The organism is Massilia agri, from assembly GCF_024753255.1.
GTDB lineage: Bacteria > Pseudomonadota > Gammaproteobacteria > Burkholderiales > Burkholderiaceae_D > Telluria > Telluria agri.
Map to the genome: position 1 here is coordinate 85,299 of NZ_JANUHA010000005.1, position 26,382 is coordinate 111,680.

General features: G+C 65.5%; 26 protein-coding genes. 15 read left to right on the top strand and 11 right to left on the bottom strand.

Features of this window, described 5'->3' with window-relative positions; all coding sequences use genetic code 11:
• Nucleotides 1-169 precede the first annotated feature (169 nt).
• The 5 genes from NX780_RS09030 (at nt 170) to NX780_RS09050 (ending at nt 4,324) form a co-directional block, all read left to right on the top strand.
• The gene (locus NX780_RS09030) at nt 170-1,843 is read left to right on the top strand and encodes a methyl-accepting chemotaxis protein (protein WP_258827534.1); all 1,674 of its coding nucleotides are present in this window, start codon (nt 170-172) and stop codon (nt 1,841-1,843) included.
• A gap of 117 nt (nt 1,844-1,960) precedes the next feature.
• On the top strand, nt 1,961-2,347 hold the full coding sequence (locus tag NX780_RS09035) for a hypothetical protein (RefSeq protein WP_258827535.1): 387 nt from the start codon (nt 1,961-1,963) through the stop codon (nt 2,345-2,347).
• A gap of 17 nt (nt 2,348-2,364) precedes the next feature.
• Nucleotides 2,365-3,129 (top strand): alpha/beta hydrolase, encoded by a 765-nt coding sequence (locus tag NX780_RS09040; protein WP_258827536.1) that lies wholly within the window; start codon nt 2,365-2,367, stop codon nt 3,127-3,129.
• 24 nt (nt 3,130-3,153) lie between these two features.
• Nucleotides 3,154-3,483: a Dabb family protein gene (locus NX780_RS09045; protein WP_258827537.1), complete on the top strand. Its 330-nt coding sequence runs from the start codon at nt 3,154-3,156 to the stop codon at nt 3,481-3,483.
• 25 nt (nt 3,484-3,508) lie between these two features.
• Nucleotides 3,509-4,324, top strand: coding sequence for an AraC family transcriptional regulator (locus NX780_RS09050; protein WP_258827538.1), 816 nt, complete (start codon nt 3,509-3,511; stop codon nt 4,322-4,324).
• Here NX780_RS09050 and NX780_RS09055 read toward each other — a convergent pair.
• From NX780_RS09055 to NX780_RS09075, 5 genes are all read right to left on the bottom strand, one after another.
• Nucleotides 4,278-5,264, bottom strand: coding sequence for a proline dehydrogenase family protein (locus tag NX780_RS09055; RefSeq protein ID WP_258827539.1), 987 nt, complete (start codon nt 5,262-5,264; stop codon nt 4,278-4,280). The genes NX780_RS09050 and NX780_RS09055 overlap by 47 nt on opposite strands.
• Nucleotides 5,265-5,367: 103 nt before the next feature.
• Nucleotides 5,368-6,576, bottom strand: a complete 1,209-nt coding sequence (locus tag NX780_RS09060; protein WP_258827540.1) for a serine hydrolase domain-containing protein — start codon at nt 6,574-6,576, stop codon at nt 5,368-5,370.
• 84 nt (nt 6,577-6,660) lie between these two features.
• On the bottom strand, nt 6,661-6,867 hold the full coding sequence (locus NX780_RS09065; protein ID WP_258827541.1) for an addiction module protein: 207 nt from the start codon (nt 6,865-6,867) through the stop codon (nt 6,661-6,663).
• Between the two features lie 42 nt (nt 6,868-6,909).
• On the bottom strand, nt 6,910-10,491 hold the full coding sequence (locus tag NX780_RS09070; protein WP_258827542.1) for an ABC transporter permease/M1 family aminopeptidase: 3,582 nt from the start codon (nt 10,489-10,491) through the stop codon (nt 6,910-6,912).
• Nucleotides 10,492-10,494: 3 nt separating this feature from the next.
• Nucleotides 10,495-11,397: an ABC transporter ATP-binding protein gene (locus tag NX780_RS09075; RefSeq protein ID WP_258827543.1), complete on the bottom strand. Its 903-nt coding sequence runs from the start codon at nt 11,395-11,397 to the stop codon at nt 10,495-10,497.
• Between the two features lie 217 nt (nt 11,398-11,614).
• Between NX780_RS09075 and NX780_RS09080 the strand changes: the two genes are divergently transcribed.
• A complete protein-coding gene (locus tag NX780_RS09080) occupies nt 11,615-12,037 on the top strand; it encodes a hypothetical protein (protein ID WP_258827544.1) in 423 nt (140 codons plus the stop codon).
• Nucleotides 12,038-12,067: 30 nt separating this feature from the next.
• Nucleotides 12,068-12,712: a 2-polyprenyl-3-methyl-6-methoxy-1,4-benzoquinone monooxygenase gene (coq7, locus tag NX780_RS09085; RefSeq protein WP_258827545.1), complete on the top strand. Its 645-nt coding sequence runs from the start codon at nt 12,068-12,070 to the stop codon at nt 12,710-12,712.
• Nucleotides 12,713-12,773: 61 nt separating this feature from the next.
• On the opposite strand, the gene NX780_RS25195 is transcribed toward coq7, so the two are convergent.
• From NX780_RS25195 to NX780_RS09115, 5 genes are all read right to left on the bottom strand, one after another.
• Complete coding sequence (locus NX780_RS25195; protein WP_307732730.1) at nt 12,774-14,474, bottom strand: methyl-accepting chemotaxis protein; 1,701 nt, start codon at nt 14,472-14,474, stop codon at nt 12,774-12,776.
• A gap of 484 nt (nt 14,475-14,958) precedes the next feature.
• Nucleotides 14,959-15,381, bottom strand: coding sequence for an OsmC family protein (locus tag NX780_RS09100; RefSeq protein ID WP_258827546.1), 423 nt, complete (start codon nt 15,379-15,381; stop codon nt 14,959-14,961).
• A gap of 81 nt (nt 15,382-15,462) precedes the next feature.
• Nucleotides 15,463-16,647 carry an ABC transporter permease gene (locus tag NX780_RS09105; RefSeq protein WP_258827547.1) on the bottom strand — a complete coding sequence of 395 codons (1,185 nt, stop codon included), beginning with the start codon at nt 16,645-16,647 and terminating at the stop codon, nt 15,463-15,465.
• Nucleotides 16,644-17,375, bottom strand: a complete 732-nt coding sequence (locus tag NX780_RS09110; RefSeq protein ID WP_258827548.1) for an ABC transporter ATP-binding protein — start codon at nt 17,373-17,375, stop codon at nt 16,644-16,646. Before NX780_RS09110 ends, NX780_RS09105 begins: the two co-directional genes overlap by 4 nt.
• A gap of 10 nt (nt 17,376-17,385) precedes the next feature.
• Nucleotides 17,386-18,825: an alpha/beta hydrolase gene (locus tag NX780_RS09115; RefSeq protein WP_258827549.1), complete on the bottom strand. Its 1,440-nt coding sequence runs from the start codon at nt 18,823-18,825 to the stop codon at nt 17,386-17,388.
• Between the two features lie 297 nt (nt 18,826-19,122).
• Between NX780_RS09115 and rplM the strand changes: the two genes are divergently transcribed.
• The 6 genes from rplM (at nt 19,123) to NX780_RS09145 (ending at nt 23,197) form a co-directional block, all read left to right on the top strand.
• On the top strand, nt 19,123-19,551 hold the full coding sequence (rplM, locus tag NX780_RS09120) for a 50S ribosomal protein L13 (RefSeq protein ID WP_036210443.1): 429 nt from the start codon (nt 19,123-19,125) through the stop codon (nt 19,549-19,551).
• 9 nt (nt 19,552-19,560) lie between these two features.
• Nucleotides 19,561-19,953, top strand: coding sequence for a 30S ribosomal protein S9 (gene rpsI / locus NX780_RS09125; protein WP_005667904.1), 393 nt, complete (start codon nt 19,561-19,563; stop codon nt 19,951-19,953).
• 197 nt (nt 19,954-20,150) lie between these two features.
• Nucleotides 20,151-20,894: a helix-turn-helix domain-containing protein gene (locus NX780_RS09130; RefSeq protein WP_258827550.1), complete on the top strand. Its 744-nt coding sequence runs from the start codon at nt 20,151-20,153 to the stop codon at nt 20,892-20,894.
• A 21-nt stretch (nt 20,895-20,915) separates the two neighbouring features.
• Nucleotides 20,916-21,650 carry a hypothetical protein gene (locus tag NX780_RS09135; protein WP_258827551.1) on the top strand — a complete coding sequence of 245 codons (735 nt, stop codon included), beginning with the start codon at nt 20,916-20,918 and terminating at the stop codon, nt 21,648-21,650.
• A 110-nt stretch (nt 21,651-21,760) separates the two neighbouring features.
• A complete protein-coding gene (locus NX780_RS09140) occupies nt 21,761-22,261 on the top strand; it encodes a lipocalin-like domain-containing protein (RefSeq protein ID WP_258827552.1) in 501 nt (166 codons plus the stop codon).
• A gap of 72 nt (nt 22,262-22,333) precedes the next feature.
• Nucleotides 22,334-23,197, top strand: coding sequence for a LysR family transcriptional regulator (locus tag NX780_RS09145; protein ID WP_258827553.1), 864 nt, complete (start codon nt 22,334-22,336; stop codon nt 23,195-23,197).
• A gap of 6 nt (nt 23,198-23,203) precedes the next feature.
• Here the strand turns inward: NX780_RS09145 and NX780_RS09150 are convergent, their stop codons facing one another.
• Nucleotides 23,204-23,962, bottom strand: coding sequence for an SDR family NAD(P)-dependent oxidoreductase (locus NX780_RS09150; RefSeq protein WP_258827554.1), 759 nt, complete (start codon nt 23,960-23,962; stop codon nt 23,204-23,206).
• A gap of 123 nt (nt 23,963-24,085) precedes the next feature.
• Between NX780_RS09150 and NX780_RS09155 the strand changes: the two genes are divergently transcribed.
• The gene (locus tag NX780_RS09155; RefSeq protein WP_258827555.1) at nt 24,086-24,676 is read left to right on the top strand and encodes a TetR/AcrR family transcriptional regulator; all 591 of its coding nucleotides are present in this window, start codon (nt 24,086-24,088) and stop codon (nt 24,674-24,676) included.
• Between the two features lie 130 nt (nt 24,677-24,806).
• A complete protein-coding gene (locus NX780_RS09160) occupies nt 24,807-26,357 on the top strand; it encodes a CocE/NonD family hydrolase (protein WP_258827556.1) in 1,551 nt (516 codons plus the stop codon).
• The last annotated feature ends 25 nt before the right edge of the window (nt 26,358-26,382 follow it).

The following is a 26,382-nucleotide window of genomic DNA, read 5'->3' on the forward strand; positions in this document are numbered from 1 at the left end:
TTCGCGTTTTTTTTCGCCCATCGTCTATCCCTGCCGCATGCCTTTTTCAGGTGCATGACAAATTGCTTTTCATTAAGCACAACTTCCGGTAATAATCGAACAAGTTTCGTCATTCGGCCCGCCCGGCACTGCCGGCCATACCTATAACTAATTCGCCCGTCTGGACACCATGAAGCTTTCCGATCTCAAGATCTCCACCCGTCTCTACCTCGGCTACGGCATCCTCGTCGGGATCACCGGCATCGTCGTCGCCATCGCCTACGCCAACTTCTCCGCCCTGGACACGGCCAATGCCCTGAACGCGCGCAGCCACCAGGCGCTGGCCGAAGTCGACGCCGCCATGCAGGCGCTCACCGATATCGAGACGGGCGAGCGCGGCTTCGCACTGACCGGCACGGAAGCGATGCTCCATCCCTATACCGCGGGCAAGCAGGCCTTCCAGCAGCATGTCGACAAGGCGCTCGCGCTGTCGGCGGGCGACGATGCCCAGCAGGCCCGCCTGCGCGAACTGCTCGCACAGCAACGCAACTGGCTGGCCCAGGCGATCGATCCCGTGATCGCCCAGCGCCGCGCGGCGGTCGATGGCGACCTGTCCCAGGTCGTCGCGACCGTGCAGGCCGGCAAAGGCAAGGCCGGCATGGACGCCATGCGCGGCCTCGTCGAGCAGCTGCGCGCACGCGAGCAGGAACTGCTGGCCGGGCGCGAGGCCGACGTCCTGGCCCGCAAGTCGGCCATGCGCCGCACCCTGGTCGGCGGCGGCCTGATCGCGGCCGTGCTGGCGGTCTTCATGGCCTACCAGCTGGGCCGCAACATCAGCATTCCGCTGCGCCGCGCCGTCACCCTGGCCGGGCGCGTCGCGCAGGGCGACCTGACCGCCGAGGTCAAGGTGCGCACGGGCGACGAGGCGGGCGAACTGATGGCGGCGCTGAAGACCATGAACGCCTCCCTGGTGGACATCGTGTCGCAGGTCCGCGCCGGCACCACGACCATCGAGACCGCCGCCCACGAGATCTCGGCCGGCAACCAGGACCTCTCGCAGCGCACCGAAGAGCAGGCCGGCGCGCTGGAGGAAACCGCATCCTCGATGGAAGAACTGACCTCGACCGTCAACCAGAACGCCGACAATGCGCGCCAGGCCAAGCAGCTGGCCGCCAGCGCCGCTGACACCGCCCTGCGCGGGGGCGCGGTGGTGGCCGAGGTGGTGACGACGATGGCCTCGATCAACGAAGCCTCGCGCAAGATCAGCGACATCATCGGCGTCATCGACGGCATCGCCTTCCAGACCAATATCCTGGCCCTGAACGCGGCCGTGGAAGCGGCCCGCGCCGGCGAGCAGGGACGCGGCTTCGCGGTGGTGGCGGGCGAGGTGCGCAACCTGGCGCAGCGTTCGGCCAACGCGGCCAGGGAGATCAAGGAACTGATCAAGGACTCGGTGGCGCGCGTGGACACGGGCTCGCGCCTGGTCGACCAGGCCGGCAGCACCATGGAAGAGGTGGTGCAGAGCGTCAAGCGGGTGGCCGACATCATCGGCGAGATCGCCGCGGCGAGCGAAGAGCAGCGCGAAGGCATCGAGCAGGTCAATGGCGCCATCGTGCAGATGGACCAGGGGACGCAGCAGAACGCGGCCCTGGTGGAGGAAGCGGCCGCCGCCGCCGAAGCCATGCGCGAGCAGGCGGCCGCGCTGGCGCGGCTGGTGGGCACCTTCCAGCTGGCCTCGGCGCCGCCATCCACCGCGCTGGCGCTGCCCAGGCGGCCCGCCCTGGCGCAGCGCCCCGGTCCTCGCCAGCCTGCGGCGCGCAAGCCGGCGAGCACGGTGGAATCGGTCAGCGAAGAAGCCGCGTGACCCTGGACGTGCGCAGGATGGCGCGATTCGCCTGACGCAAGCAGCGCACGTCGCCGAAAAGAAAGGTATGCTCCGTTCTGCTATCGAGAGCGCCTGTTCTTTTCACGGAGGTTTGCGATGTTCAGCATGGACGACTTTGCGCAGTTGCAGTTCCTGGAAGGCCGCTGGCAAGGCGAGACCCCCCAGGGCAAGGCCCTGTTCGAGCAGTACGAGCGTCGCGAGCCCGGCGTGTTCAAGTTACGCAGCTTTCACGACGCCAGCTTCACTGGGCATAGCGACGGCGCCACCATTTCGTTCCAGGACGGCGAGGTGGTCTCGCAGTGGAACGAATACAGCTGGCGCGCCTCGCGCATCGCGTCCGACTTCGCGGAATTCGAACCGGTGAATGCGCCGAGCCGCTTCATCTGGCGCCGCGTCGATGACGACACCCTCGAGACCGCCCAGTACTGGACGGCCGAGGGCAAGGAGCAGCAGTACGTGCACCGCATGACCCGCCTTGGCTGAAGGAGCAGCCCCCACCGATGCAGAAGTTCCTGGTGTTCCTCGTCATGCTGGCGCTCGGCGCCTACGCTGCCGCCTGTCTCGCGCTCTTCGTCATGCAGCGCTCCCTGATCTACTACCCGCCCGCGAGCGCGGCCTTTCCCGCGCCGCATACCTCGACGCTCGAGGTGCCCGGCGCCTCCCTGAAGGTGTCGGAACGGCCCGCAAAAGGGCATGGCGCCGTGATCTACCTGGGCGGCAATGCGGAAGACGTCACGGCAAGCCTGCCGCTGCTGGACGCCGCCTATCCGGACCGGGCCCTCTACCTGCTGCATTACCGCGGCTATGCGGGCAGCACCGGCAAGCCGGCCGAGGAAGAGCTGGTGCACGACGCGCTGGCGCTGTTCGACAAGGTCGCGCCCGAGCATGGGGACATCGTCGTGGTCGGGCGCAGCCTGGGCACGGGCGTGGCCGTGCAGCTGGCCACCCAGCGCCCGGTGCGCCGGCTGGTGCTGGTCACGCCCTTCGACAGCCTGCGCGACCTGGCGGCCCGGCAGTTCCCGTATTTCCCGGTGCGCTGGCTGCTGCGCGACCGCTACGATTCCTGGCGCCACGCGCCGAAGGTGACGGCGCCCACGCTCCTGCTGGTCGCCGGAAACGACGAACTCATCCCGCGCGACAGCGCGGACCAGCTGCTCACGCGATTTTCTCCGAACGTCGCGACCATGCGGGTGATCGATGGAGCGGGGCATAATACGATCTCGAATAGCCCCGATTACATCAAGGCGCTCGCCTGGGCGCGCTGAGCCCAACCATTCACGAGGAGTCCCATGTCATCCAACGCTTCCGCCAAGACCCCGCTACGTCATGTGGTGCTGTTCTCGTTCAAGGACGAGGCCAGCACCGAGGCGGTCGACAAGGTCGTCGCCGACTTCGGCAAGCTGCCGGGCCAGATCCCGGGCATCGTGTCCTACGAATGGGGCACCAACGTCAGCCCGGAGGGCCTGAACGACGGCTTCACCCACTGCTTCACCCTGACGTTTGCGGGCAAGGAGGAGCGCGACGGCTACCTGGTGCACCCGGCGCACGAAGCCTTCGTGAAAACGCTGGGCAGCTGCCTGAAACGCTCGCTGGTGCTCGACTACCTGGCGCAGTCCTAGACCTGTCCGCACCATGGCGACCGGCATGCCGAGCTTCTGGCGCGACGAGGCGCTGCCCTTCCTGGAACTGCGGTCGGTCAGCCGTGGCCAGGGCGTCTGCTACGCCAGGCACGCGCACGAGACCTTCTCGATCGGCGCCATCACGCAAGGAAGCACCCGCTATCTCAATGGCCGGGCAAGCCAGCTGGTCGGTCCGGGAACGGTGGCCCTGATGAACCCAGGCGATATGCACGCTTGCAACCCCACCGATGCGCAAGCATGGTCGTACTCGATGCTCCACGTCGATGCGGCGTGGCTCGCCGCTATCCAGGATGAACTTGGATACAGCGTCGACGGCAGTTTCCGCCCCTTCGCGGAGACGGCGACGACGGCGCTGTTCAGCGGGCTGCAAGCCCTGCAAGCGGTCCTGGTCGACGAAGGAGCAGGCCAGCTGGAGAAGCAGGGCGCGGCCATCGGGTTTTTCTCCGGGATGCTGGCGGCGCTGGCGCCCGGGCAGGTGACTGCGCCGGCTGCGGACCCGAGACTCGCGCGTGCCGCGGAGTTCATCAACGATAACTTCTCCCTTGACCTCAGTCTTGCGGAGATCAGCGCAGCGGCAGGATTATCCCCCGCGCACTTCATCAGGTCGTTCAAACGCCGCTTCGGCATGACGCCGCATGCCTACCTGGTCAACCGCCGCATCCAGGTCGGCCGCAGCCAGCTCAGGCGCGGCCTGCCGATCGCCGAGGTGGCATCGAACGCGGGCTTTGCCGACCAGGCGCACTTCCAGCGCGCCTTCAAGCGCCATGTCGCCGCTACGCCGGGCCAGTACCGGCGTGCCCTGGCGCCAGCAGGTCGATGACCGCCTGGAAGAGCCGCACCGGCTCTTCCGCGATCCGGTTCAGCACGTACAGGAAATACTCTTCCCCGAAGACCGCATATTCGCGTGTCTGGAAACCGCGGCGCCGCAGATCGTCGATCCGGTCCGTCCCCAGGCCCATCAGCGACTCGAATTCGACCTGCCCGCAGCGCGCGCCAGCCCCGGCGAGGTAATCGGTGAGGTCGCGCTGGATGCTCCGGTCATGGGTCGCGATCGAACATTGGTGTCCGCTGTCGATCAGTAGCCTTGCATGGTCGCGGTAGCGCTGCGCGAGTTCGGGATCGTCGCGGTGCAATGCCACCTCCCGCGGCTCCGCGAACGCACCCTTCACGAGCCGGATCCGTCCCGGATACTGCAGCAGGCGCGGCAGGTCCCGGGCCGTGCGATGCAGTCTTGCCGGCACCGTGATGCCCACATTGGCGAGGCCCGCCTCGGTGTGCAGGCGGGCGTAAATGGCATAGATGTCGTCGGCGCGATCGGAGCCTTCCATGGAGATCATCACTTCCCGGTCGGTCTTCGCTGCTGCGGCGGCGATGCGCCGGGCATTGGCGAAGCCCTGCTGCGGGCTGACCAGGGACCCGACATGCGAGAGGTCGAAGGAGATCGAGCAGGGCAGGCGCGCGGCATCGAGCGCCTCGATCAGGTCGAGGAAAACGCCGGCCTCGGCGTCGGCCAGGGCAGGGTCGCGGCAGCTCTCGCCCATGTATTCGGCGGAGGCGGCGTGCCCGCGCAGGTGGATGCCCCGTACCGTTTCCAGTACCGCGTCGATCGTCCGTCCGGCCGTATAGCGCGAGGCGACCCGCCTGGCGAAGGCGCCGAGCAGCGGATCGTGGAGGATGCGCTCTTTCGCGGCTTCGTCCAGCGCAAGCGCGCGCAGCGCGTCGGCGGCCTGGCTGGCCAATGCGATTCCTTGTTCGTGCATGCCTGCTTTCCCCATGAAGTAGAAAGCTCCCAGCGTACCGGGATGCCGCCGCCACGTATTGAACAAAAATGCTCAACCAGCGAACGGAGCAGCCGCTCCCTGCTCAGCGCACCCCGGCCAGTGCGGACCAGATTTCGCGCACCTGCTGCACCATGCGCGGATCGTCGTCCTCGCCGGGGCCGCTGAATTCGGTGTTCGTCATCAGGATGCGCCCGGTCCCCTTGGCCGGGTCGATGAACATGAAGGCCGCGACGCCCGGGTCGCCGCCGGTGTGGCCGACCTGGCCATTCTTCCGGATGCGCCAGAACACGCCGCTGTTCGGCTCTCCCGGCGGGCTGCCCGCCGGCAGGGCATCGGGTGCGAACTGCGGCTTGAACAGCAGGGCGAAACCGGCCTTGCTCAGGATGCCGGCGCCGCCGTGGAAGCCATCCACCATCGCCATGAGGAAGCGCGCCAGGTCGGACACCGAGGTCGTCAGGCCGCCGTCCGGATAGGTCACCAGGCCGTAGCGCGGATAGGCTTGTCCCTTGCGGTTGTAGACGCTGGCCTGGCGATGCGCGAGCGCCGGGTCGGCGTGCCAGCGCGTGGCATGCATGCCGAGCGGCTCGAAGATGTGGCGTTTGGTGAACGTGTCGAAGCCCATGCCGCTTTTCAGTTCGACCAGGTAGGCGGCCAGCGCCGAGCCGATGTTCGAGTAGCGGTAGGCGCTGCCCGGCGCCGCCTTGGCGAAGTTGCTCTTGCGGTAGCGGGCGCCGCCCGGCGCCAGGTAATTCTTCAGGAAGGCGCCCAGCGAGGCGTCGAGCCGCCCCGGCACCGTGGCGTCGCGCTCGAACGCCTTGTACAGCGGGCCTTTCCTGTCCGCGTCCGGCAGGAGGGTGTAGGAATGGCCGTAGATGTCCTCGTCGTCGACGATGGAGGACGTGTGCGTGACCAGGTGCCGCACCGTGATCGCGCCGGGCACGTGGGGATTACGCACCTTGAAGGGCAGGATGCGCTCGATCTCGGTGTCCAGGCCGAAGTAGCCGAGCTCGATCGCCTTGACCAGCGCGACCCCGACCACGGTCTTGCTGACCGAGGCGACGTTCTGCAGCGTGTCCTCGGTATAGGGGCGCTGGCCGGCGACATCGGCCTGGCCGAAGCCGTGCTGGTAGAGCACCTTCTTGCGCGATACCACGGCCACCGCGAAGCCCGGCAGCAGCGAGCGCTTCTGCAGCGCCGCGAGCCTGTCGGTCAGGGGCGGCGGCGGCGGGCCGCCGGCCAGCGCGGGCAGGCCGAAGGACAGCGGTAGCAGCAAAAGGGAGCGTCGTTTCATGAAGAATCCTGGTGGCCTGAAAAGCAAAAACCGCGGGATGAGCCGCGGTTCTTTTTGGGTGACGCGAAACGCGCCGTTCCGTATTTACCCCTGCCACTCCTGAAGCGCGCGGATCGCCGCTTCTCCATTGCGGATTGCCTTGACGCGGCGCACCACTTCGTTGCGCCAGGCCTCGTCGGCATCCTGGTCGGGACCATCGATATCCTGGAGCAGCATGCGCAGCAGCGCGTGCTTGTCGTCCGCATTCAGCAGCTGGATCTTCTCGGCGATCTCGGCAACCTGATTCGACATGGTGGTCCCCCCAGTAATATTTTTGAAATAATAGCTTGGGAATTAAAGGTTGTCGACAGGAACCATGTTATCCGTTGGTTTTCTATCAATCAGCTTATTGTCGGGGTCGATCCCGGCCCTTCCGGGACGCGTGTCGACCACCAGGGTGATGCTCTGCTCGGCCTTGTCGACCAGGCGGCGTTCGCGCACCAGGGGCTTGCCGTTGCGGTCGTCGACGCCGAATTCGATGTAGTCGCGCAAAGCCATCGGCTGCTCTTCACCCGCCGCGGCCGCACGCACCTTGCCGGCGTGGGCCTTGATCGTCACCTCGTACTTGCCGTCCGGTCGCTGGCGCGCGCTGGCGCCGACCGCACGGTTCTCGTACAGGACGATGGATTCGAACAGGTCATCGATCAGATAGGCCTTGTCCGGCGGCGTGACCGCGCGCAGCGCCTCCACCAGCGCGTCGACGGTGGGGTAGGGCGCGCCCTGGAAGGCATGCTCCGCCACCAGCTTGCGCAGCACGCCGTTGACCGCGTCCTCACCCAGCAGGTCCTGCAGCAGGTAGAGGGCCAGGCTGCCCTTGCGGTAGTGGACGTAGCCCTGGTTTTCGTTCTCGGCCAGCGGCAGCTCGGGGCGGCGCGCGACGGCGCGGCCCATCAGGTAGGCGTCCAGGTTGTAGCGCAGGAAGCGGCGCATCTTCTGGGCGCCGACCGCGCGCTTCATCACCATCAGCGCGGTGTACTCGGACAGGCTCTCGGAGAGCACGGTGGCGCCACGGGTATCCGCGCCCACCACCTGGTGCCCCCACCACTGGTGCGCCGCCTCGTGGGCGCTCACGTAGAAGGGATAGTCGATGTCCTTCGGCGAATCGTCGTCGATGCGGGCGATGAAGCCGGCGCTTTCCGAGAAGGGGATGGTGCCGGGGAAGGCTTGGGCATACTGGCCGTAGCGCGGGAATTCGACGATGCGCAGTTCGCGGAACTGGTAGCGGCCGAAGCGGCGCGAAGCGTAGTCGAGGCTGGCCTGGGCGCCGCGGATCATGCGCTCCACGTTCCAGTCGTGGCCCGGGTGGTAGTAGACGTCGATGGTCACGTCTTCCCAGCGGTCGTGGCGCACCTCGTACCTGGCCGACTGGAAGGCGTAGAAGTTCAGGATCGGCTTGTCCATCCGGTAGTGGAAGTAGCGCCGGCCCCGGTCCATCCATTCGCGTTCCAGGGTGCCGGGGGCGATCGCGATCTGGTCCGGGCTGGTGGCGACGACGGCGTCGAAATTGATCCAGTCGGCGTCCTGGCCGAGGAAGTTGCGCGTGCGCCCGGCCGGGTCGTCGCGCGCGGGCAGCGGGTCCTTCGGGCCCAGGCCGAAGCGCTTGCGGTCGCGGTCATCGGTGAGTTCGATGCTGCGCTGGTAGCCGATGCGCGGCAGGACCTCGTTGGTGAAGAAGCTACCGTTGCCCACCACCGGGGTGTCGCGGCCGATGCCGAGCCAGCCGCCCGGCTTGTAGGCGAGATCGAATTCGAGGGCGGTGCGCATGCCCGGCTGCAGGGGTTGCAGCAGGCGGTAATGATAGAAACCGTGGGCCGGGTCGGCCTTCACCTGGCGCGCGGTTTGTGCGAAGCGGGCCGTCAAGGTGGCGCCGCGCTGCTGGTACAGCACGATGTCGGTGAGCGGCACGCCGCTCCGGTTTTCCAGCTGGTAGAAGCCTTTCACCTGCAGCGAGCGGCGCTCGGGCTCGATCCACACCTGCAGGTTGACGTCGGTGATGCGCGGCTGGGGGAGCCTGGCGTAGCGGTGGTAGCGCAGCTCGTATTCGGCGCGCTGGCGCTCGACCTGGGCGCTGGTCTGGTAGTCGCCGGCATGCAGTTCCCAGGCCAGCAGGGCGCCGGTGCCCGCGAACACCAGCATGCCCAGGGCGAAGCCGGCCAGCACGGTGCGCGAGAGGTTGCGGCGCGCCAGGCGCAGGCGCTCGCGCCAGGTGTCGTCGACGCCGCGCGCCCACAGCACCCGCGCCGACACCAGGAGCATCAGGGCCAGGCCCGACCAGTAGAGCTGGAACAGGCGCTCGCGGACCAGGTAGTGGCCGAAGCCGTTCATCGCCGAGTAGGTGGTCTGCGGCCACACGCCGTAGCTGAGCAGGGGATGGTCGTAGCCGTAGCCGCGCGCGGTGCCGGCGACCAGATACAGGGCGATCAGGATGAAGTAGGCGAGGTAGCGGTTGTTGACCACCACCTGCATGGCGATCGCCACCGCCGCCAGGAGCGCGTACTGCGGCAGCAGCACCGTGAACAGCACCCGGATGTAGAGGCCGGGTTCGAGACCGAAGTAGCCCTTGAAGAGCTGGACCAGCATGCCCACCACCATGGCCATGAAGAGCAGCACGGCCTGCAGGCCGACCAGGGCCAGGAACTTGCCGGCGAGCGGCAGCCAGGTCGGCGCCGGCATGGCGTCCAGCATCTGCGCCATGCGCGCCTCGCGCTCGCGCCAGATCATCTCGCCGGCGAACAGCGTCGTCACCACCAGCATGTACAGTTCGAAGACGCCGCGGATCAGGTCCAGCACCATATAGGTGACGGGCTGAGTATTGGTGCCGTAGATGCTGCCCAGGTCGATCGAGCTGGCGGCCAGGATCAGGGCGCCGGCGATGGCGAGGGCCAGGAAGTAGACGTTCCTGGTCGCTTCGCGCAGGTTGTACCAGGCCGACTTGGCCAGCAGGACGGTGAGGCTGCGGTGCTGGAAGTCCGGGGCCTCGCGGGTATCGACGGCGGCGTGCGACAGGGGCGGCGGGGTGTCGGCGATGGGCGCCGCGCCCTGGCGCTTGCGCGGATCGACGTTGCCGACCGTCTGGAAGCGCCAGTAGCCGAGCAGCAGGACCACCAGGCCGAAGGCTATCCACAGCAGGCGGTTGACGAGGTAGACGCCTTCCAGGGTCACGAGGCGGGTATTGCGCTCGGCGATCGGCCAGTATTCGGTAAGGCGGATCAGGGCCGTGGTGCCGAAGGGGTCGATCAGGGCGGCCAGGGTCTTGTAGTCGAGGTCGCGCGCCAGCGAGGGGGCGACGATGTAGCCGACCATCATGACGATGCTGGCCACGTAGACCGGCAGCATGCGGCGCGACAGCGCGGCCAGCACGAAGAACAGGGCGCCGAAGATGAAGGTGTTGGGCAGCAGCGTGAACAGGTAGGGCAGGATCCAGGTCGCCAGCGGCGTCGGCCCCAGGCGGTCCGGCTCGATGCCGGGAATCAGGGTGCCGAGCCAGGTGCCCAGCACGATGCTCGACAGGATCACGGCCAGCGTGGCGAAGGCCCCGAGGAAGCGCCCCAGCACGTAATGGTGCTTGCGGATCGGGGCGCTGAAGAAGAAGTGCTGCGTCTCGTACTCGAAGTCCTGCTGCACCGAGCGACCCATCACGGCCGCCACCACCACCACGCCGAAGCAGCCGAGGAAGGAGGCGGTCAGCGCGATCTGGCGCGGGGCGTTGATCAGGAGGAGGCCACCGAAGGTCACCATGGCGTCGCGGAAGACGCCGCCCGCCGCCGCCATCCACAGCATGGCCAGGGCCAGGAACATGCCGAAGTAGATCCAGGTGGACAGCAGGCGCAGGCGCTGTCCCGCCTCAAAACGCGCGATGGCGAAGAGCAGTCGCATGGACTAGCAGGTCCCTGCCGATTCGGCGCGGTCGGCGAAGCGGCCGGCGATGGTGGCGAAGTACACGTCTTCCAGGCTGGCGCGGGCGGGCTCGAAGCCGTCGCCCGGATCGCTCTCGGCATACACGTGGATCAGGGTTTTACCTGTCAGGAGGCGGGTGGAGATGACCTGGTGGCGCTTCTGGAACACCGGCAGTTCCTGGCGCGTGACGAAGCGCGCCCAGATATAGTCTTCGATCTCGTAGGTGAGTTCCTGCGGGTCGCCGCACAGCAGCACGTGGCCCTTGTTGATGATCGCCATGTTCGAGCACAGGTCGGCCACGTCGGACACGATGTGGGTCGACAGGATCACGGTCTTGTCCTCGCCGATCTCCGACAGCAGGTTGTGGAAGCGCACCCGCTCCTGCGGATCCAGGCCCGCGGTGGGCTCGTCGACGATGATCAGGCGCGGGTCGCCCAGCAGGGCCTGGGCGATGCCGAAGCGCTGGCGCATGCCGCCCGAGAAGGTGCCGAGCCGCTGGTTGCGCACTTCCCAGAGATTGGTCTGCTGCAGCAGGCCGTCGACCACTTCGCGCCGGCGGTGCTTGTGCGACAGACCCTTCAACTGCGCGAAATGGTCGAGCAGTTCGTAAGCGGTCACTTTCGGGTAGACGCCGAAGTCCTGCGGCAGGTAGCCGAGCATGCGGCGCACCTCGTCCTTTTCGTCGAGGACGTCGATATCGTCCAGGAAGACCGAGCCGGAATCGCATTCCTGCAGGGTGGCGAGGATGCGCATCAGGGTCGACTTGCCGGCGCCGTTGGGGCCGAGCAGGCCGAACATCCCGGCCGGGATGGTGAGCGTGACGCGGTCGAGGGCGACCACGCCATTGGCGTAGGTCTTCGACAGATTGCGTATTTTCAGTTCCATGCCATGCTCCTGCGGACCCGTCGGTCCTCCCGTGTCAGCCTTATCAACACTTGCATTGTATTAAATTGTCACGCAAGCTGTGGCGACTCTGCGACGCACGGGAGGTTTGATGGGCTGGACTGCATAATCCGGTGACAGAACGCATCAGCATTTGCCCCTTGTAAATATTCAGAAGTTTATCTGTGGAAACATAGGCGGAAACATGGATAATGGCAGGATGAACGAGGCCCTCCAGGACAAACTGCTGCTCTTGATGCGCGAGGCCCATAGCCGGGCCGAGGCGACGGACTGGTTCCGGGTCGGCCTGGGCCTGGTCTACCTGGCCGGCCTGATGACCAAGGAAACCATCGATTTCAAGAAGGTCGACCGCGCCTTCAACCGCTTCATCTACCACACGCTGGGCAAGGGCCACAGCATCGCCAGCGTGCTGCAGTTCATGAGCGGGGAGAAGGTGATGCCGACGGTGAGCTCAAGCCGCTTCCAGGAAGCCTTCGGGCGCCACTGCCCGGAAGTGCCGGCCGAGTCGATCCCTTTTCTGCTCGAGCTGAACCTGGGCGTGGCGAAGAACATTTCGGGGCTGGATCCTTCCGGTCCCCTGGCGGACTGGGTGGCGCAGCGCAAGGCCGCGCAAGGCCTATAATGGCGTTTTCGATATCGAATTGGCCATCCCATGAGCGCTTACCGTTCCCATACTCCTTTTGACAGCCTGATCACCGGTTTCGACAAGGCCCTGCGCGTGGTCGGCGGCGTGGCATCGTCCTCGCGCCCGAACCCCGGCGCGCACGCGACCGACTGCGAACTCTCGGATGAAGAACGCCGCCACAGCGCGGGCCTGATGCGGGTGAACCACGTCGGCGAAGTCTGCGCCCAGGCGCTGTACGACGCGCAGGCGCGCTTCGGCAAGAGCCCGGCGATCCGCGCCCAGTTCGAGAAGTCGGCCCGCGAGGAAGAAGACCACCTGGCCTGGACCGCCGAACGCCTGGCGGAACTCGGCTCGCAGCCGAGCGTCCTGAATCCCCTGTGGTATGCCGGTTCCTACGTGCTGGGCAGCATCGCCGCCAAGCTGGGCGATCCGCAGAGCCTCGGCTTCGTGGTCGAGACCGAGCGGCAGGTCGAGGCCCACCTGAACAGCCACCTCACGACCCTGCCGCCCCAGGACGCCAAGTCGCGCGCCATCGTCGAGCAGATGCGGGTGGACGAGATCGCGCACGGCGCATCGGCGCAGGCGCTGGGCGCGGCGGAGACGCCGCTGCCCGTCAGGATGCTGATGACGGCGATGTCGAAGGTGATGACGACGACGGCGTATCGGATCTGAGGCCTTCGTTGAGCCGCACTCCGCTGAAGCCGCCCGGCATGCATTGCAAGGCAGCGCGACTCTAGAAGGTTTCCCATTCTTCAGCCGCAGCCACGACCGGCTTGCCGGAGGGCTTGCCCGGGCGCTGGAGGGCGGCCCTTGCAGTCCCGCCGGACTGCTTGACTGGCGTGGTTCCCGCCTGCTGGACGCTGGCAGGGGCTGCGGCTTGCTTCACAGGGGCAAGCTTGAATACACTGACGACGCTGGCAAGGCGGGCTGCCTGTTCTTGCATGGATTCGGACGCCGCTGCCGCTTCTTCCACCAGCGCCGCGTTTTGCTGGGTGACCTGATCCATCTGGGCGACAGCCTGGTTGATCTGTTCGATTCCCATGGTCTGCTCCTGGCTCGCCGACGAAATCTCGGCCATGATATTGGTCACGTGCTGCACGCTTTCCACGATTTCGTGCATGGTTGCACCGGCATTCGTTACCAGCTTGCTGCCGGCTTCGACTTTCTCGACCGAATTGCCGATCAGTTGCTTGATTTCCTTTGCAGCGCTGGCCGAACGCTGTGCCAGGGTACGTACTTCCGACGCCACCACAGCAAATCCTCTGCCTTGCTCGCCCGCCCTCGCGGCCTCGACCGCTGCATTCAGCGCCAGGATGTTGGTCTGGAAGGCGATACTGTCGATGACTGCGATTATGTCCACGATTTTGTTCGCCGAATCATTAATCTCTACCATTGTTTCGACAACCTCATCGATCACCGTGCCACCCTTGACGGCGACCACCGATGCTTTCGCCGCGAGCGCGTTGGCTTGCCGTGCATTGTCGGCGTTTTCCTTGACGGTCGAGGTCAGCTCTTCCATGGAGGAAGCGGTTTCCTCGAGCGAGCTGGCTTGCTGCTCGGTGCGCGAGGACAGGTCCATGCTGCCGGCGGCGACTTGCGCGGATGCCGTAGCGATTGCTTCCGTCCCGGTACGGACTTGACCAACAATCATTGCAAGGCTGTCACGCATCTTCTTCATGGCATACAGCATGCTCGAGCGGTCGTCCGGCCTGGTCGTGATCGCCACATCCAGGTCGCCGCTGGCGATCCTGGTGGCGATGCTCGCCGCCGTGCCCGGCTCCCCGCCCAGCTGGCGAGTCAGGTTTCGTGTGATGAACGCACCCAGTCCCACGCCGGCAAGGGCGCTGCCGATCGTCAGGATGATCATCAGGGACTGGCTCGATTCGAATAGCTGAGTCGTCTCCACGGACGCAGTCTGCGCGCGTGCTTCCTTTTGCCTGGACAAGGCGGTAAGCAGGTCGTCCAAGGTATTCGCATGCTTGCGGGCTTCGATCAACGCAGCATTCAGTTCCTCACTGCGTTGAGACAGGGGTTCCTTGCCAGCCAGGGCGATCGTCCGGGAAAGCTCTTGATGGTAAAGCGCCGAAACCGTGTCGAACTCGCCAAATAGTCTCTTGGCCTCTGCGCTGACGAACAAAGGCTTTGCGATGTCGAGGTGTTCCTTGATAGCCGCAACGTACTTCTGGATGTTACTGCGGTTTGTTTCGCGCTCCTGTTCAGTTGTGGACAGCAAGAAGTTGGCGCGTGCGCGTCCGGCATAGATGAGGTTGATGTTGGCTTCCTTGATGTGTGAAAGGCCAAGCAGCTCTTTTTCATACATCGCGTCAGCCAGATCGTTAATCCGGCTCATATTGAGGATGCCGATGACCGCCACGATGGCGCCGATCAGCGCCAGTGTGAGAAATCCGGCGATCAACTTGGTGCCAACTTTCATATTCGCAAACATTTCTAATCCATTCATATAAAAAGCGGAGGCCGCCACTGTTCTTCATGGTCGGCGTGCCTTCGGCTTGACAGGACCTGATACGCCGCCGACGACCATATTGAACCCGCATCCAGTCGCGGAGCGAGGTGTGCCTCTACAATTCATACTACTGTCAAGTAAGACCCCTCCTACATTTCTTTAAATAATCATCAATAAGATTTAACGCAGTTGGTTGCCTTGATGCAACATTTGATGAAATTGACGACTGAGCCGATGGGGAGCATGCGGCGGCGTCGCGCTATCCTTGGAGAGCGCTTGCACGTCGACATGACGGGGAATTGGGAATGATTGCGCGTCTTGCGCGCACCCTGGCGAACCAGCCCAGGTGACGGCGCTGATCAGACGCCGAAGCCTTGCGTATCTGCTGGCGGTTGCCTCGAAAGCGTACTATGACGAGCACAGCCTTCCGGGCGAACGCCAACCGGACTACCTCTCACACCTCGACGATCTCGATCGAGTGCGTGATCTCCGCCGTCTTGGCCAGCATGATCGACGCCGAGCAGTACTTGTCGTGCGACAGGGTCACCGCGCGTTCCACCGCCGCCGGTTTCAGGTTGCGGCCCGTGACCGTGAAGTGGAAGTTAATCTTGGTGAACACCTTCGGTTCGGTCTCCGCGCGCTCGGCCTGCAGCGTGACGTCGCAGCCGCGCACGTCCTCGCGGCCGCGCTTGAGGATCAGGACCACGTCGTAGGCGGTGCAGCCGCCGGTGCCGACCAGGACCATCTCCATCGGGCGCGGCGCCAGGTTATGGCCGCCGCCATCGGGCGCGCCGTCCATCGACACCATGTGGCCACTGCCGGTCTGGGCACGGAAACTCATGCCCGAGGGGCCGTTCCAGCTGACTTTCACTTCCATTGGATACTCCGCGGTTGACTTGAATAGCGAAGATTGTAAGGCAGGCGGGGCGCCTTCGCTGGCGCCCCGGCATTGGCAGGGTCAGACCGCCAGCACGTAGCGCTCGGTCTTCATGCGCCAGCTCGCGAAGGCCGCCAGCAGCAGGGCCGGGATCGCCGAGCACAGGAAGGTCAAGAGGAAGGGCAGGGAGCCGATGTCGCCGCCCTTGGACAGTTCCTTGGCCAGGGTCTGGTTCGACAGCATCGGCACCAGGTACATCCACTGCGCGGTCTTCAGGTCCATGAAGGACACGACCATGCTCGGAATGAAGGGCACCAGCATCACGATGCTCAGGATGGTCTGGGCTTCCTTGAAGGTCTTGGCGTTCATGGCCAGGGTCACGTAGAGCGCGGAAGCCAGCAGGGACAGCGGCGCGGTCACCAGGCAGACCAGCAGCAGATGGCCCCAGCCCACGCTCCAGGACATGCCGATCTCCTCGAGCGGCAGCCACTTGAGCACGACGTGTCCGAGCAGCAGTTCGACGGTGACGCCGACGACGCCCAGCAGGCTGATGGCCAGGATCTTCCCGCCGATCAGCTCCCAGGTCGTCGCCGGCTGGGCCATCAGCACTTCGAGCGAGCGGCGTTCGCGCTCGCCGGCCGTGCTGTCGACCGCGCCGGACATGGTCATGATGAAGGCGGGCAGGAAGAGCAGGCCGAGCAGGCTGCCGATCAGGACCGCGGAGCGCGAGGCATTGGTGCCGGTGTCGTAGCGCTGCACCACCACCGGCGCCAGCGCCGCAGGCGACACGCCGTGCGCCAGCAGGCGCGCGCTGGCGACGTTCCTGCTGTAGGCGTCCAGCACCTCTTCGACCTCGCGGCGCTGCGCCCCGTTCTCGGAAGCCGAGTCGAACCACACCTCGACGCGCGCGGGACGCATCGCCTGGTAGTTCTCGACGAAGTCCTCCGGCAGGCGCAGCACGGCCACGGTCTTCTTGGCGTGCAGCAGCTGGCCGATCGCGTCTTCGTCCATCGGCGCGGTGTCCTTCACCGTGATGTTGCGCTGGCCCAGCTGGGCCATCAGGGTCGGGGCCTTGGCGGCGCCGATCACGGCCAGTTCGATGCCTTCGCGTTCGGTCTTGGTGCTCTTGTCGATCAGCTGGTGCAGGATCAGGCCGATCATGAGCGGGTAGAGCAGGGAGACCAGGGCCAGCATGCCCAGGGTGCGCCGGTCGCGCAGGGTCTCGCGCAATTCCTTGCGCAGGACGATCCAGAGTTTCGATTTCATGCGATCCCTTCCTCGGTGCCGACCAGGTTCACGAAGGCGTCTTCCAGGTTGGCGATGCCGGTGCGCCGGCACAGTTCTTCGGGCGAGCCCTGGGCCACGGTGTGGCCGCCGGCGATCACGATCACGTCCTCGCACAGGGCGGTGACTTCCTGCATCACGTGGGTCGCCATGATCACGCAGCAGCCGTCGGCGCGCAGGGCGTTCAGGGCGGTGCGCAGGGCGCGGGTGCTCATCACGTCGAGGCCGCGGCTCGGTTCGTCGAGCAGCAGGTGGCGCGGACGGTGCAGCAGGGTGCGGGCCAGGGCCACCTTGATGCGCTGGCCCTGCGAGAAGCCCTTGCTGCGGCGCTCCAGGATCTCTTCCATGCCGAGCAGCTCCGAGACTTCGTCGATGCGCTTGCCGATGGCGGGACGGTCCATGCCGTTCAGCTCACCGAAGTAGGCCAGGTATTCGCGCGTGCTGAGGCGCTCGTAGAGCCCGAACTGGTCGGTCAGGAAGCCGATCGAGCGGCGCACCGTCATCGGGTCCTTTTCCGGGTCGACGCCGTCGATCGAGATGCTGCCGTGGTCGCGCCTGAGCAGCCCCACCAGAGTGCGCAGCAGGGTGGTCTTGCCGGCGCCGTTGGGACCGAGCAGCGCGGTGATCTGGCCGTCGCGGGCGGTAAAGGTGACGCCGCCCAGCGCCTGGACGTCGCCGAACTTCTTGCGTACATCGTGGACTTCAATCATGTTCTTTGCCTTATGGTTGCGGGCCGGCGCTGCCGAGCTGGAAGGTCGGGGGCGGGATCTCTTTCAGGCAGCTGGCGTCCAGCTTGTCCTGTGGCTTGTCGAGGAAGCTGCGCAGCAGGCGCGGCGCGCAGCCGAGCTGGGAGACGCCGTGGCCGACGTTCTCCGCCACCAGGTGCTGGGCGCGCGGCATGAACTTCGCCGCCGTCTCGGCGCGGTGCGGCGGCGTGACCGGATCGAGGGCGCCGGACAGCAGCAGGGCCGGGGCCTGGATCGGCGTCGGCGCCTTCCAGGCGACCGCCGGCACCTGCATCGTCTTGCAGATGCGCGGCATCTGGTCGGCCAGCGACTTGGTCAGCTTGCCGGCGTCCTGCGCCAGCAGTTCGGGCGTCATGCGCGGCACGTCTTCGGCGCAGACCACGGCGAAGTGCAGCAGCATCGCGATACTGCCCTGCATGCCGAAGTCGCCCGCCAGGTTCTGGCGCGCCACGAAGGGCTGCCAGCGGCCCTGGGCGGCGTTGTGGATCAGGAAGGGCAGGCGGCGCGCGTCGGCCGGCGAGTACAGGATGTTGTGCACGGTGCCGAGGAAGCGCGCCGAGGTCATGGTCGGGGTGATCGGCTGGGCGGTGCGCGGGTCGGCCATCGACAGCTTGATCGGCCCCGCTTCGAGCCTGGCGACCAGGCCGTCGTATTCCGCGCGCAGTTGCGGGAAGGCCTTCCTGCAACCGGCGTCCTTCTCGCACTGCGCGAACAGCTTCTCGAGCGCGGCCTGGGCGTCCTTCGCGGCGGCCGGGATCACCTGGTCGGGCGCGGCCACGCCGTCGAGGATCAGGCTGCGCACGCTGGACGGGTACAGGCGGGCATAGACCTGGCCCAGGCGGGTGCCGTAGGAGCCGCCGAAGACGTTCACGGCGCCGTAGCCGAGCGCGCGGCGCACCAGTTCGGTGTCGCGGGCGGCGGCCTCGGTGGTGTAGGCGCCCCAGGAGGCCTTGGTGGCGCCGATGCAGGCGAACAGCTCGGCCTCGAGCTGGTCTTCCGTCATGTGTTCGTGTTCGGGCTTGTTCTTGCAATCGAGCTTGCCCGAGCGGCCCGTGCCGCGCTGGTCGATGAACACGATGTCACGGGTGGCGCGCACGCGGCTGAAGGCCGTCGACAGCACGCCGACCACGTCGCTGCCCGCTTCGCCGGGTCCGCCGGCCAGCACGAACAGCGGGTCGCCGCGCGTGCCGGCGCGGTGCGCCGGGGCGACCGTGACGTGCAGCTTGAGCTTGTCGCCTTCGGGTTTGGCATGGTCGAGCGGAACGTCGATGTTGACGCAGCGCAGGGCATCGACCGCCCCGGGGAGGTGGCAGCTGCGGGTGGCGGCGGTGGGAGCGGCGCTCGCCGCGGAGGTGGACAGCCAGAGCGCGGCAAGGGGAAGCAATGAAACGCGGAACATTGATCTTGTCTTCACACAATCTCCTCGATGGATAGTTCCATACTAGAGTGGCATCGTTTTGGCGGTCAACGGATTAATTGCGACGAAGCACGAAATTATGCGACCGGGAGACGTTCTTATTCATGCGGAATGACAGGCGGCCTGATGAAGAACGGAAAATGCGACAGCAAGGGTCAGTGCGCATTGACGGGGACCCTGCTCTTCGGCTATCATCGTGGGCTTTCCCTTTGCTCGGGGAAGACAATAAGGCAGAGTCCGCTGCAGCAAGGGCGGAACCACCACAGTGAGCACTTAACCTATTAGGAAGTCAACATGAAAACTTTTTCCGCTAAGGGCCATGAAGTCCAGCGCGACTGGTTTGTGATTGACGCGACGGACTTGGTCCTCGGACGTGTTGCCAGCGAAGTGGCACTCCGACTGCGCGGCAAGCACAAGCCGGAGTTCACTCCGCACGTCGATACCGGCGACTACATCATCGTCGTCAATGCAGGCAAGCTCCGCGTGACCGGCACCAAGGCCACCGAGAAGACCTACTACCGTCACTCGGGCTATCCGGGCGGTATCTACGAAACCAACTTCCTGAAAATGCAACAGCGCTTCCCGGGCCGTGCCCTGGAAAAGGCTGTCAAAGGCATGCTGCCGAAGGGCCCGCTGGGCTATGCAATGATCAAGAAGCTGAAAGTGTACGCGGAAGGCACCCACCCGCACGCAGCACAGCAACCCCAAGCACTGACCCTCTAAGGAACTGACATGATCGGTAACTACAACTACGGCACCGGCCGTCGCAAGAGTGCAGTCGCTCGCGTGTTCATCAAGGCCGGCACCGGCCAGATCATCGTGAACGGCAAGCCGGCATCGGAATACTTCTCGCGCGAAACCGGCCTGATGGTCATCCGTCAGCCGCTGGAACTGACCGGCAACGTCGAGCGTTTCGACATCAAGGTCAACGTGCACGGCGGTGGCGAGTCGGGCCAGGCTGGCGCCGTCCGTCACGGCATCACCCGCGCTCTGATCGACTACGACGCAGGCCTCAAGGGCGACCTGGCACGTGCCGGTTTCGTCACCCGTGACGCCCGTGAAGTCGAGCGTAAGAAAGTCGGCCTGCGTAAAGCACGTCGCGCAAAGCAGTTCTCAAAGCGTTAATTCGTTTCTACCGGTCAGCGCCTGCGGGCGCTGCTGCAGGAAAGCCGTCCTCCGCAAGGTGGGCGGCTTTTTGTTTTTCCGGACCAGTTTTTGCGCCCATCCCGTCAAATTCATTGTTATTCGCACATATTCATCTTCCGATTCCTGCATGAATGCCGAAGAATACGGTCATTCCATTGACGTTCAGGAAAGTTCTCATGAATTTTGGCGAAAGACTCAAGCAGGTTCGGCTGGATAAAGGGCTCACCCAGCCGCAGTTCGCACAGATGGCGGGTATCGAGCAGTCCTATCTGTCCAAGCTGGAGAACGACAAATCGGTCCCGTCGGCCGAGATGTTCTCCACCATCCTGGCCGGCATCGGCATGGATGAAAAAACCTTTCTGCAGGACGTGGACCGGGAGGTGCTGGAAACCACGCTGCGCCATATCCCTGCCGTCAGCCAGTTCACCACCCAGGTGGCCGTGACCCAGGCGAACCACAGCAAGCGCTGGCTGTTCGGCGCGGCCGGGGCCTGGGTGCTGGGCTTCGCCATGATGCTGGCGGCGAACGACGGCATCTTCTTTTCCCAATGGCGCTACCACTACCAATCGCCCGGCGTGATCCGCGACGGCGAGGCGGAAAACATCCATGCGACCCACCGCGAGATCGTCATGCTGCGCCAGGCCGCGAAGGTCATCACCGACGAGGAGGCGGCCCGCGAGCTGGCCGAGTTCCAGTCGACGCGGGCCCGCCCTAGCAGCGTGGAATGGCCCGAGAGCCGCGGTGCGGCCTATGCCGAGCCGGCCGAAGGCGGGCACCGCCGTTTCGAGCTGGTCCGCAAAGAATATGTCCAGGCGCCGGGCAACCGCATCCTGCAATACCTGGGAGCGGTCGTGCTCGTCTCCGGCTTCGCCGCCCTGTTCATCGAGTGGCGGCTGCGCCGCCTGAAGTCCAAGCCTTGATTCACCAATAAAAAGGAAAACATGTCTCAGCTTCGCACCTTCCTCGCCGGCGCCACCACCATGGCTGCCGCCCTGGCCGCCATCGTCACCCTGACCGGCGCCAAGGGCCCCGCGCGTCACGAAACCTTCGACGAGATCACCGTCGGCCGCATCAATATCGTGGAGCCGGACGGCACCAAGCGCATCATCGTGTCCAATAAAGCCCAGTTCCCCGGTGATTTCCTGCAAGGCAAGGAAGGTGCGCGTCCGGACCGGCGCAGCGTTGCCGGCATGTTGTTCATCAATGAAAAAGGCACGGAAAACGGCGGACTGATCCAGAAGGGCAGCATCGGCCCGGATGGCAAGATCTCCTCGGGCCTGTCGCTGACCTTCGACCGCTTCCGCCAGGACCAGGCCCTGCAGCTCATGAATAACGACAGCGCCGAGCACCAGATGACGGGCATCAAGATCAACGACGTGCCGTATTACGGACTCGCCTCCCTGAAAGATGGCGAGCGCTTCCGCGAAGAGAGCCGCAAGCTGCCGGAAGCCGAGCGCCGCGCCTATTGGGACAAGCTGGCCGATGGCGCACGCCTGATGCAGAACCGCATCTGGCTCGGCAATACCGCCGGCAAAGCCTCGAGCCTCCAGCTCAAGGACGCAAAAGGGCGGGTGCGCATGATGCTGCTGGTGTCCGCCGACGGCAAGGCCGAGATCCAGATGCTCGACGAGCAGGGCAAGGTGACCAGGTCCATCACGCCCGACATGAAAAGCTGAAGCGGCAGCGCCCGCTTGCATCGGCGCCCCGGACAGGTGCATTTTTTCAGGGTTCCCGGCCGTGCGCGGCGCCCGTATCGTCTGGTCTCCATCAAGAACTGGGAGAACCCATGCACGAAGTATTCACCTCAGCCATGCTGGCCGCCTCGGTGGCTGCCGCCCCCGCGCAGCTGTCCAGCATCGACGAGCTGGCCGGTACCTGGACCCTGGTGGCGGCCGACCTCATCAAGACCGATGGCAGCGTCGTCCGCGACTACGGCAATGCGCCCAAGGGCCTGCTCGTCATCGATTCCGGCGGCCGCTATTCGCTCCAGATCTTCAAGGCGGAGCGCGTCCACTTCGCCAGCGCCGACAAGGGCGCCGGCACGGATGCCGAGTTCAGGTCGGCCGTGCTCGGATCGAGCACCCATTGCGGCCAGATGCGGCTCGATGGGGGACAGCTGCATTTCCACATCGAAGGCGCATCGTTCCCGAACTGGGAGGGCACGGTGCAAAAGCGCAACTTCGAGTTCACGGGAGAGCAGCTTCGCTACCTGGTGCCGGCGCGCTCGGACGGCACCGTCCCGGTATCCGTATGGCGCAGGTTGGCGGGGCAGGCGGCGCGGCCTTGACAGCGGTCCCGGCCGGGACCATGCCTGTGCATGAAACCAGGGCCATGCGCGATCGGCATGCATAATTGCGTTATGCAAATTGAAGACTGGGATCACTTGCGGTTTTTCCTGGGCGTGATCGATGCCGGCTCGGTCTCGGCTGCCGCACGCGCCATGGCGGTCGAACATTCGACCGTGGCACGGCGCATCGACGCCCTCGAGAAGAATCTCGGCTTGCGGCTCTTTGACCGCCTGCCGCGCGGATGGCAGCTGACCGAGGAAGGGAAGGCGCTCGTCCATCCGGCGCGGCGCATCGAGTCCGAGCTGCACGCCTTGCTGCGCGCCGCGAACGCCGAAGTCCCGCTGGCGGGGCCGGTGAGGGTATCAGCCCCGCCGGCCCTTGCGTCCTGCCTGTTGTCCCGCGTCCTGCCTGCAGCGCTTGCTCCCTATCCGCGCATCGCGCTGGAGATGATCGGCGAAGCCCACAATACGGACATACTGCGGCGCGAAACCGACATCGCATTGCGCTTTCGCCGTCCGGACTCGCCGCAGGTCGCTGTCAAGATGCTTGCCACGGTCAGCTATGCGCTGTACGCCTGCCCGGGCTACGAGGCGACACGTCCTGCCGGCGCATGGGAATTCCTCGGTTTCGACAGCAGCCTGGCCGAGCTGCCCCACGCGCTCTGGCTGGATCGCTTTGCCGACGGGCGCCGCGTCGTCATGCGTTCCAACGACCTGTGCGCGCTGGCCGGGGCGGCGCTGGCGGGCCATGGGGTGGCGCTGCTGCCTTCCTACGTCGCCATGCATGCGCCAGGCCTGGTACGCCTGCCTATCGAGTGCGACATCGCCAGGAAACTCTGGCTTGTCATGCACGAGGATGTGCGGCGCTCGCCCCGCATCCGGACGACGGCCAACGCGCTGATTCAGGTGTTCGAAAGCGCCGCCGCCAGTCTGTAGAGCGTATTAGAGCCCGATGCCGCCCGAGATGCTGATCACTTCCCCCGTGATGTAGCCGCCCTGCGGGCCGGCCAGGAAGCAGACCATGCCCGCCACCTCCTCGAGGGTGGCGATGCGGCGGATCGGATGCTGGCCGAGCACGGCATCCGGTACGTTTTCGCCCAGGACGGCGGCCGACATATCGGTCGGCATCACGCCGGGCTGGACCACGTTGGCGGTGACGTTGCGTGGGCCGAGGTCGCGCGCAACCCCTTTCGCGTAGCCGATCAGGGCGGCCTTGGTCCCCGCATAGTCGGCGGCGCCGGGCCAGGGCACCACGGTGCCGAGGCGCGAGCCGATGTAGATGATGCGTCCGCCTTCTGACAAACGTTGGGCCGCGGCGCGGGTGAGGGCCACCGGGCCGAGCACGTTGACCTGCCACTGGCGGTCGAGGTTGGCGGTGTCGAGGGCCGGGTCGTCGACGGTCTGGCCCTGCACCGCGATGGCGGCATTGTTGACCAGGATGTCGAGGCGGCCGAAGGTTTCCATTACCTGCCCGACCAGCGGTGAGGCGGCCGCCGTGTCGGCCTGGTCGCTCTGGACGGCGAGGGCGCGCACGCCTTTTTCACGCAGCTTCGCCACGACGGCTTCGGCCTTGTCTTTCGAGGCGACATAGCTGATCGCGACGTCTGCGCCCTGGTCCGCCAGTGCCAGCGCCGTGGCGGCCCCCAGGCCGCGCGAGCCGCCGGTGACGAGTGCGACTTTTCCTTTCAATGCTCCGGTCATGATATTCCTTTCAATGTGCGAGTTTTTCGTAACGAGCGTTACGATAACGATCAGTATATAATTTTGCCCTGCAGGCCTGTCAAGGATTTTCTGTAACAACCATTATGAAAAAAGGGACTTGAGATGGGACGCCATCGCGAATTCGACGTGGACAAGGCGCTCGACGCGGCCCTGTGCGTGTTCTGGCGCAAGGGCTATGAAGGCACGTCCTATGTCGACCTGACCGACGCCGCCGGCGTGGAAAGGCCGGCCCTGTATGCCGCCTTCGGCAACAAGGAAGCCCTGTTCCGCCAGGCCCTGGCCCGCTATAACGAGCGCTTCCTCTCCTATATTCCGGAAGCGCTGGCCCTGCCGACCGCGCGCGAGGTCGCGGCCTACGCCCTGCGCCGGGCGGTGGAATTGAACACCATGTTCGACGACCAGCGCGGCTGCCTCGGCGTGAATGGCGTGCTGGCGGGATCGGACAGCGCGGAACCGGTGCGCCAGGCCTTGATCGAATTTCGCGCCCAGGGTGAGGCGCAGTTGCGCGAGCGCTTCGAACGTGCGCTGGCGGAGGGGGATCTGCCGGCCTCGAGCAAGCCGGCCGCGCTGGCCGCCTTCCTCATGGCGGTGATGCATGGGATCGCCGTGCAGGCCAAGGCGGGTTTCAGTCGCGAGATGCTGGAGGCGGTTGCCGAGCAGGCCTTGGCCGCGATACCCGGCAAGGCGGGCTGACGCCGCAGCCGCGGCAAAGGATATTTGCATTATTCGCCCTGCATGCAAATATCCTTCACCCGGTTCCCACCATATTTTCTCCACAATCGGCGGGCAGGATGTCCTTTCCCTGGACAACATGATTCCTGCCATGCCATTCAAACGCTTCTTCCTCTCCCTCCTACTCGTCACGAGCACGGCCAGCCATGCCTCGGACACCTTTGTCTTCTCCAATGCGCCGGGCCCGCACGCGGTCGGGCTCAAGCTCATCCAGCAATACGACCACAGCCGCCTCTACAAGGCGGATATCGACCTCGCCACTGGCGATAAGGTGGAGGGCGAGCGTGCGCGGCCGATCCAGACCCTGTTATGGTATCCGGCAGCGCGCGGCGGCAAGCCGCTGAACTACCGGCAATACCTGGAGACGGCCGCGACCGAGGACAGCTTCACGCTCGGCGCGTCGGAGATCAAGCGCCTGACCGATGCGCGCATCGAGAGCAACGCCGGCGGCCGCCGCGAGGCCGTGCTGCGCGAGATGGCCGGCGCCATGCGCGCCGTGCGTGATGCGCGTCCCGTCGAGGGCAAGTTCCCCGTGGTGATCTATGCGCCAAGCTATTCCGCCAATGCCATGGAAAACGCCGACCTGTGCGAATACCTCGCCAGCCACGGATATATCGTGCTCTCCAGCGCATCGATCGGTGCACGCACCCGGTCGATGACCGTCGACCTGGAAGGCGCGGAGGCCCAGGCCGCCGACATCGCCTGGCTGATCGGCTTTGCCGCGACCCTGCCGCAGGCCGATACGGGCAGGGTAGGGGTGGTCGGCTTCAGCTGGGGCGGCCTGACCAACGTGTTCGCCGCGGCGAAAGACGCCCGCATCAAGGCCCTGGTGAGCCTGGACGGCTCGCTGCGCTACTGGAGCAAGCTGGTTGACGGCAGCAGGGAGGCGGCCCATTACGTGACGCCGGCACGCGTAACGGTGCCCTTGCTCTACCTGGGTGCGCGTCCGAGGACAGTCGAGGAGAACCTGCGCATGCCCAACCCCCTGAACTACTCGTTCATGAATGAGATGAAGTATTCCGACGTCTACATCGTGTCCTTCCAGTCCATGCGCCATGCCAATTTCTCTTCCTTCGGCATGCGCACCGTGCCTGACGACTGGTTCGGCGACTACACGCGGGCCGAGGTGTCGGTGGCGCACAGCTGGGCGGCGCGCTATACCCGCCACTTCCTCGATGCCTACCTCAAGAACGATGCGGCCGGCCTGGCTTTCCTGAACAATACCCCCGCTGCGAACGGCGCGCCGCCGCGCATGCTGAGCCTGGACGTGCGCCGCAAGACCGATGCGGTCCCGCCGACCCTGGAAAGCTTCGTGCGGTTTCTTGCACAGGAGGGCTTCGAGAAGGCGATCGACAGCTACGCGCGCTTCACGACCCAGCATCCCGGCTTCAGGCTGAGCGCGGACGAGCTGTTTTCCTGGGGGTTGGAACTCCTGAAGAGAGAGGCCTTCGTGCGTGCCCGCGAGATCTTCCGCCTGGGGGCACAGTTGTATCCGGACAAGGCGTTCCTGGTCGAGGGGCTGGCGGAAATGCAGGCAAAGACGGGCCAGAAGGAAGAAGCCCTGGCGAACTACCGCCGCGTGCTGGCCATCGACCCACAGCACGCCGACGCCGCCAAGTACGTGAAGGCGCACGCTCCCTGAATACCCCATGGGCGCACGCATTTTT

Excerpts from the sequence above, each read along its gene's own strand:
- coq7 (WP_258827545.1), top strand. The coding sequence starts at position 12,068 with ATGAGCGCTTACCGTTCCCATACTCCTTTTGACAGCCTGATCACCGGT.
- rpsI (WP_005667904.1), top strand. The coding sequence starts at position 19,561 with ATGATCGGTAACTACAACTACGGCACCGGCCGTCGCAAGAGTGCAGTC.
- NX780_RS09035 (WP_258827535.1), top strand. The coding sequence starts at position 1,961 with ATGTTCAGCATGGACGACTTTGCGCAGTTGCAGTTCCTGGAAGGCCGC.
- NX780_RS09160 (WP_258827556.1), top strand. The coding sequence starts at position 24,807 with ATGCCATTCAAACGCTTCTTCCTCTCCCTCCTACTCGTCACGAGCACG.
- NX780_RS09060 (WP_258827540.1), bottom strand. The coding sequence starts at position 6,576 with ATGAAACGACGCTCCCTTTTGCTGCTACCGCTGTCCTTCGGCCTGCCC.
- rplM (WP_036210443.1), top strand. The coding sequence starts at position 19,123 with ATGAAAACTTTTTCCGCTAAGGGCCATGAAGTCCAGCGCGACTGGTTT.
- NX780_RS09055 (WP_258827539.1), bottom strand. The coding sequence starts at position 5,264 with ATGCACGAACAAGGAATCGCATTGGCCAGCCAGGCCGCCGACGCGCTG.
- NX780_RS09155 (WP_258827555.1), top strand. The coding sequence starts at position 24,086 with ATGGGACGCCATCGCGAATTCGACGTGGACAAGGCGCTCGACGCGGCC.
- NX780_RS09080 (WP_258827544.1), top strand. The coding sequence starts at position 11,615 with ATGAACGAGGCCCTCCAGGACAAACTGCTGCTCTTGATGCGCGAGGCC.
- NX780_RS09150 (WP_258827554.1), bottom strand. The coding sequence starts at position 23,962 with ATGACCGGAGCATTGAAAGGAAAAGTCGCACTCGTCACCGGCGGCTCG.
- NX780_RS09145 (WP_258827553.1), top strand. The coding sequence starts at position 22,334 with ATGCAAATTGAAGACTGGGATCACTTGCGGTTTTTCCTGGGCGTGATC.
- NX780_RS09100 (WP_258827546.1), bottom strand. The coding sequence starts at position 15,381 with ATGGAAGTGAAAGTCAGCTGGAACGGCCCCTCGGGCATGAGTTTCCGT.
- NX780_RS09040 (WP_258827536.1), top strand. The coding sequence starts at position 2,365 with ATGCAGAAGTTCCTGGTGTTCCTCGTCATGCTGGCGCTCGGCGCCTAC.
- NX780_RS09070 (WP_258827542.1), bottom strand. The coding sequence starts at position 10,491 with ATGCGACTGCTCTTCGCCATCGCGCGTTTTGAGGCGGGACAGCGCCTG.
- NX780_RS09030 (WP_258827534.1), top strand. The coding sequence starts at position 170 with ATGAAGCTTTCCGATCTCAAGATCTCCACCCGTCTCTACCTCGGCTAC.
- NX780_RS09065 (WP_258827541.1), bottom strand. The coding sequence starts at position 6,867 with ATGTCGAATCAGGTTGCCGAGATCGCCGAGAAGATCCAGCTGCTGAAT.
- NX780_RS09130 (WP_258827550.1), top strand. The coding sequence starts at position 20,151 with ATGAATTTTGGCGAAAGACTCAAGCAGGTTCGGCTGGATAAAGGGCTC.
- NX780_RS09045 (WP_258827537.1), top strand. The coding sequence starts at position 3,154 with ATGTCATCCAACGCTTCCGCCAAGACCCCGCTACGTCATGTGGTGCTG.
- NX780_RS09105 (WP_258827547.1), bottom strand. The coding sequence starts at position 16,647 with ATGAAATCGAAACTCTGGATCGTCCTGCGCAAGGAATTGCGCGAGACC.
- NX780_RS09075 (WP_258827543.1), bottom strand. The coding sequence starts at position 11,397 with ATGGAACTGAAAATACGCAATCTGTCGAAGACCTACGCCAATGGCGTG.
- NX780_RS09140 (WP_258827552.1), top strand. The coding sequence starts at position 21,761 with ATGCACGAAGTATTCACCTCAGCCATGCTGGCCGCCTCGGTGGCTGCC.
- NX780_RS09050 (WP_258827538.1), top strand. The coding sequence starts at position 3,509 with ATGCCGAGCTTCTGGCGCGACGAGGCGCTGCCCTTCCTGGAACTGCGG.
- NX780_RS25195 (WP_307732730.1), bottom strand. The coding sequence starts at position 14,474 with ATGAAAGTTGGCACCAAGTTGATCGCCGGATTTCTCACACTGGCGCTG.
- NX780_RS09135 (WP_258827551.1), top strand. The coding sequence starts at position 20,916 with ATGTCTCAGCTTCGCACCTTCCTCGCCGGCGCCACCACCATGGCTGCC.
- NX780_RS09110 (WP_258827548.1), bottom strand. The coding sequence starts at position 17,375 with ATGATTGAAGTCCACGATGTACGCAAGAAGTTCGGCGACGTCCAGGCG.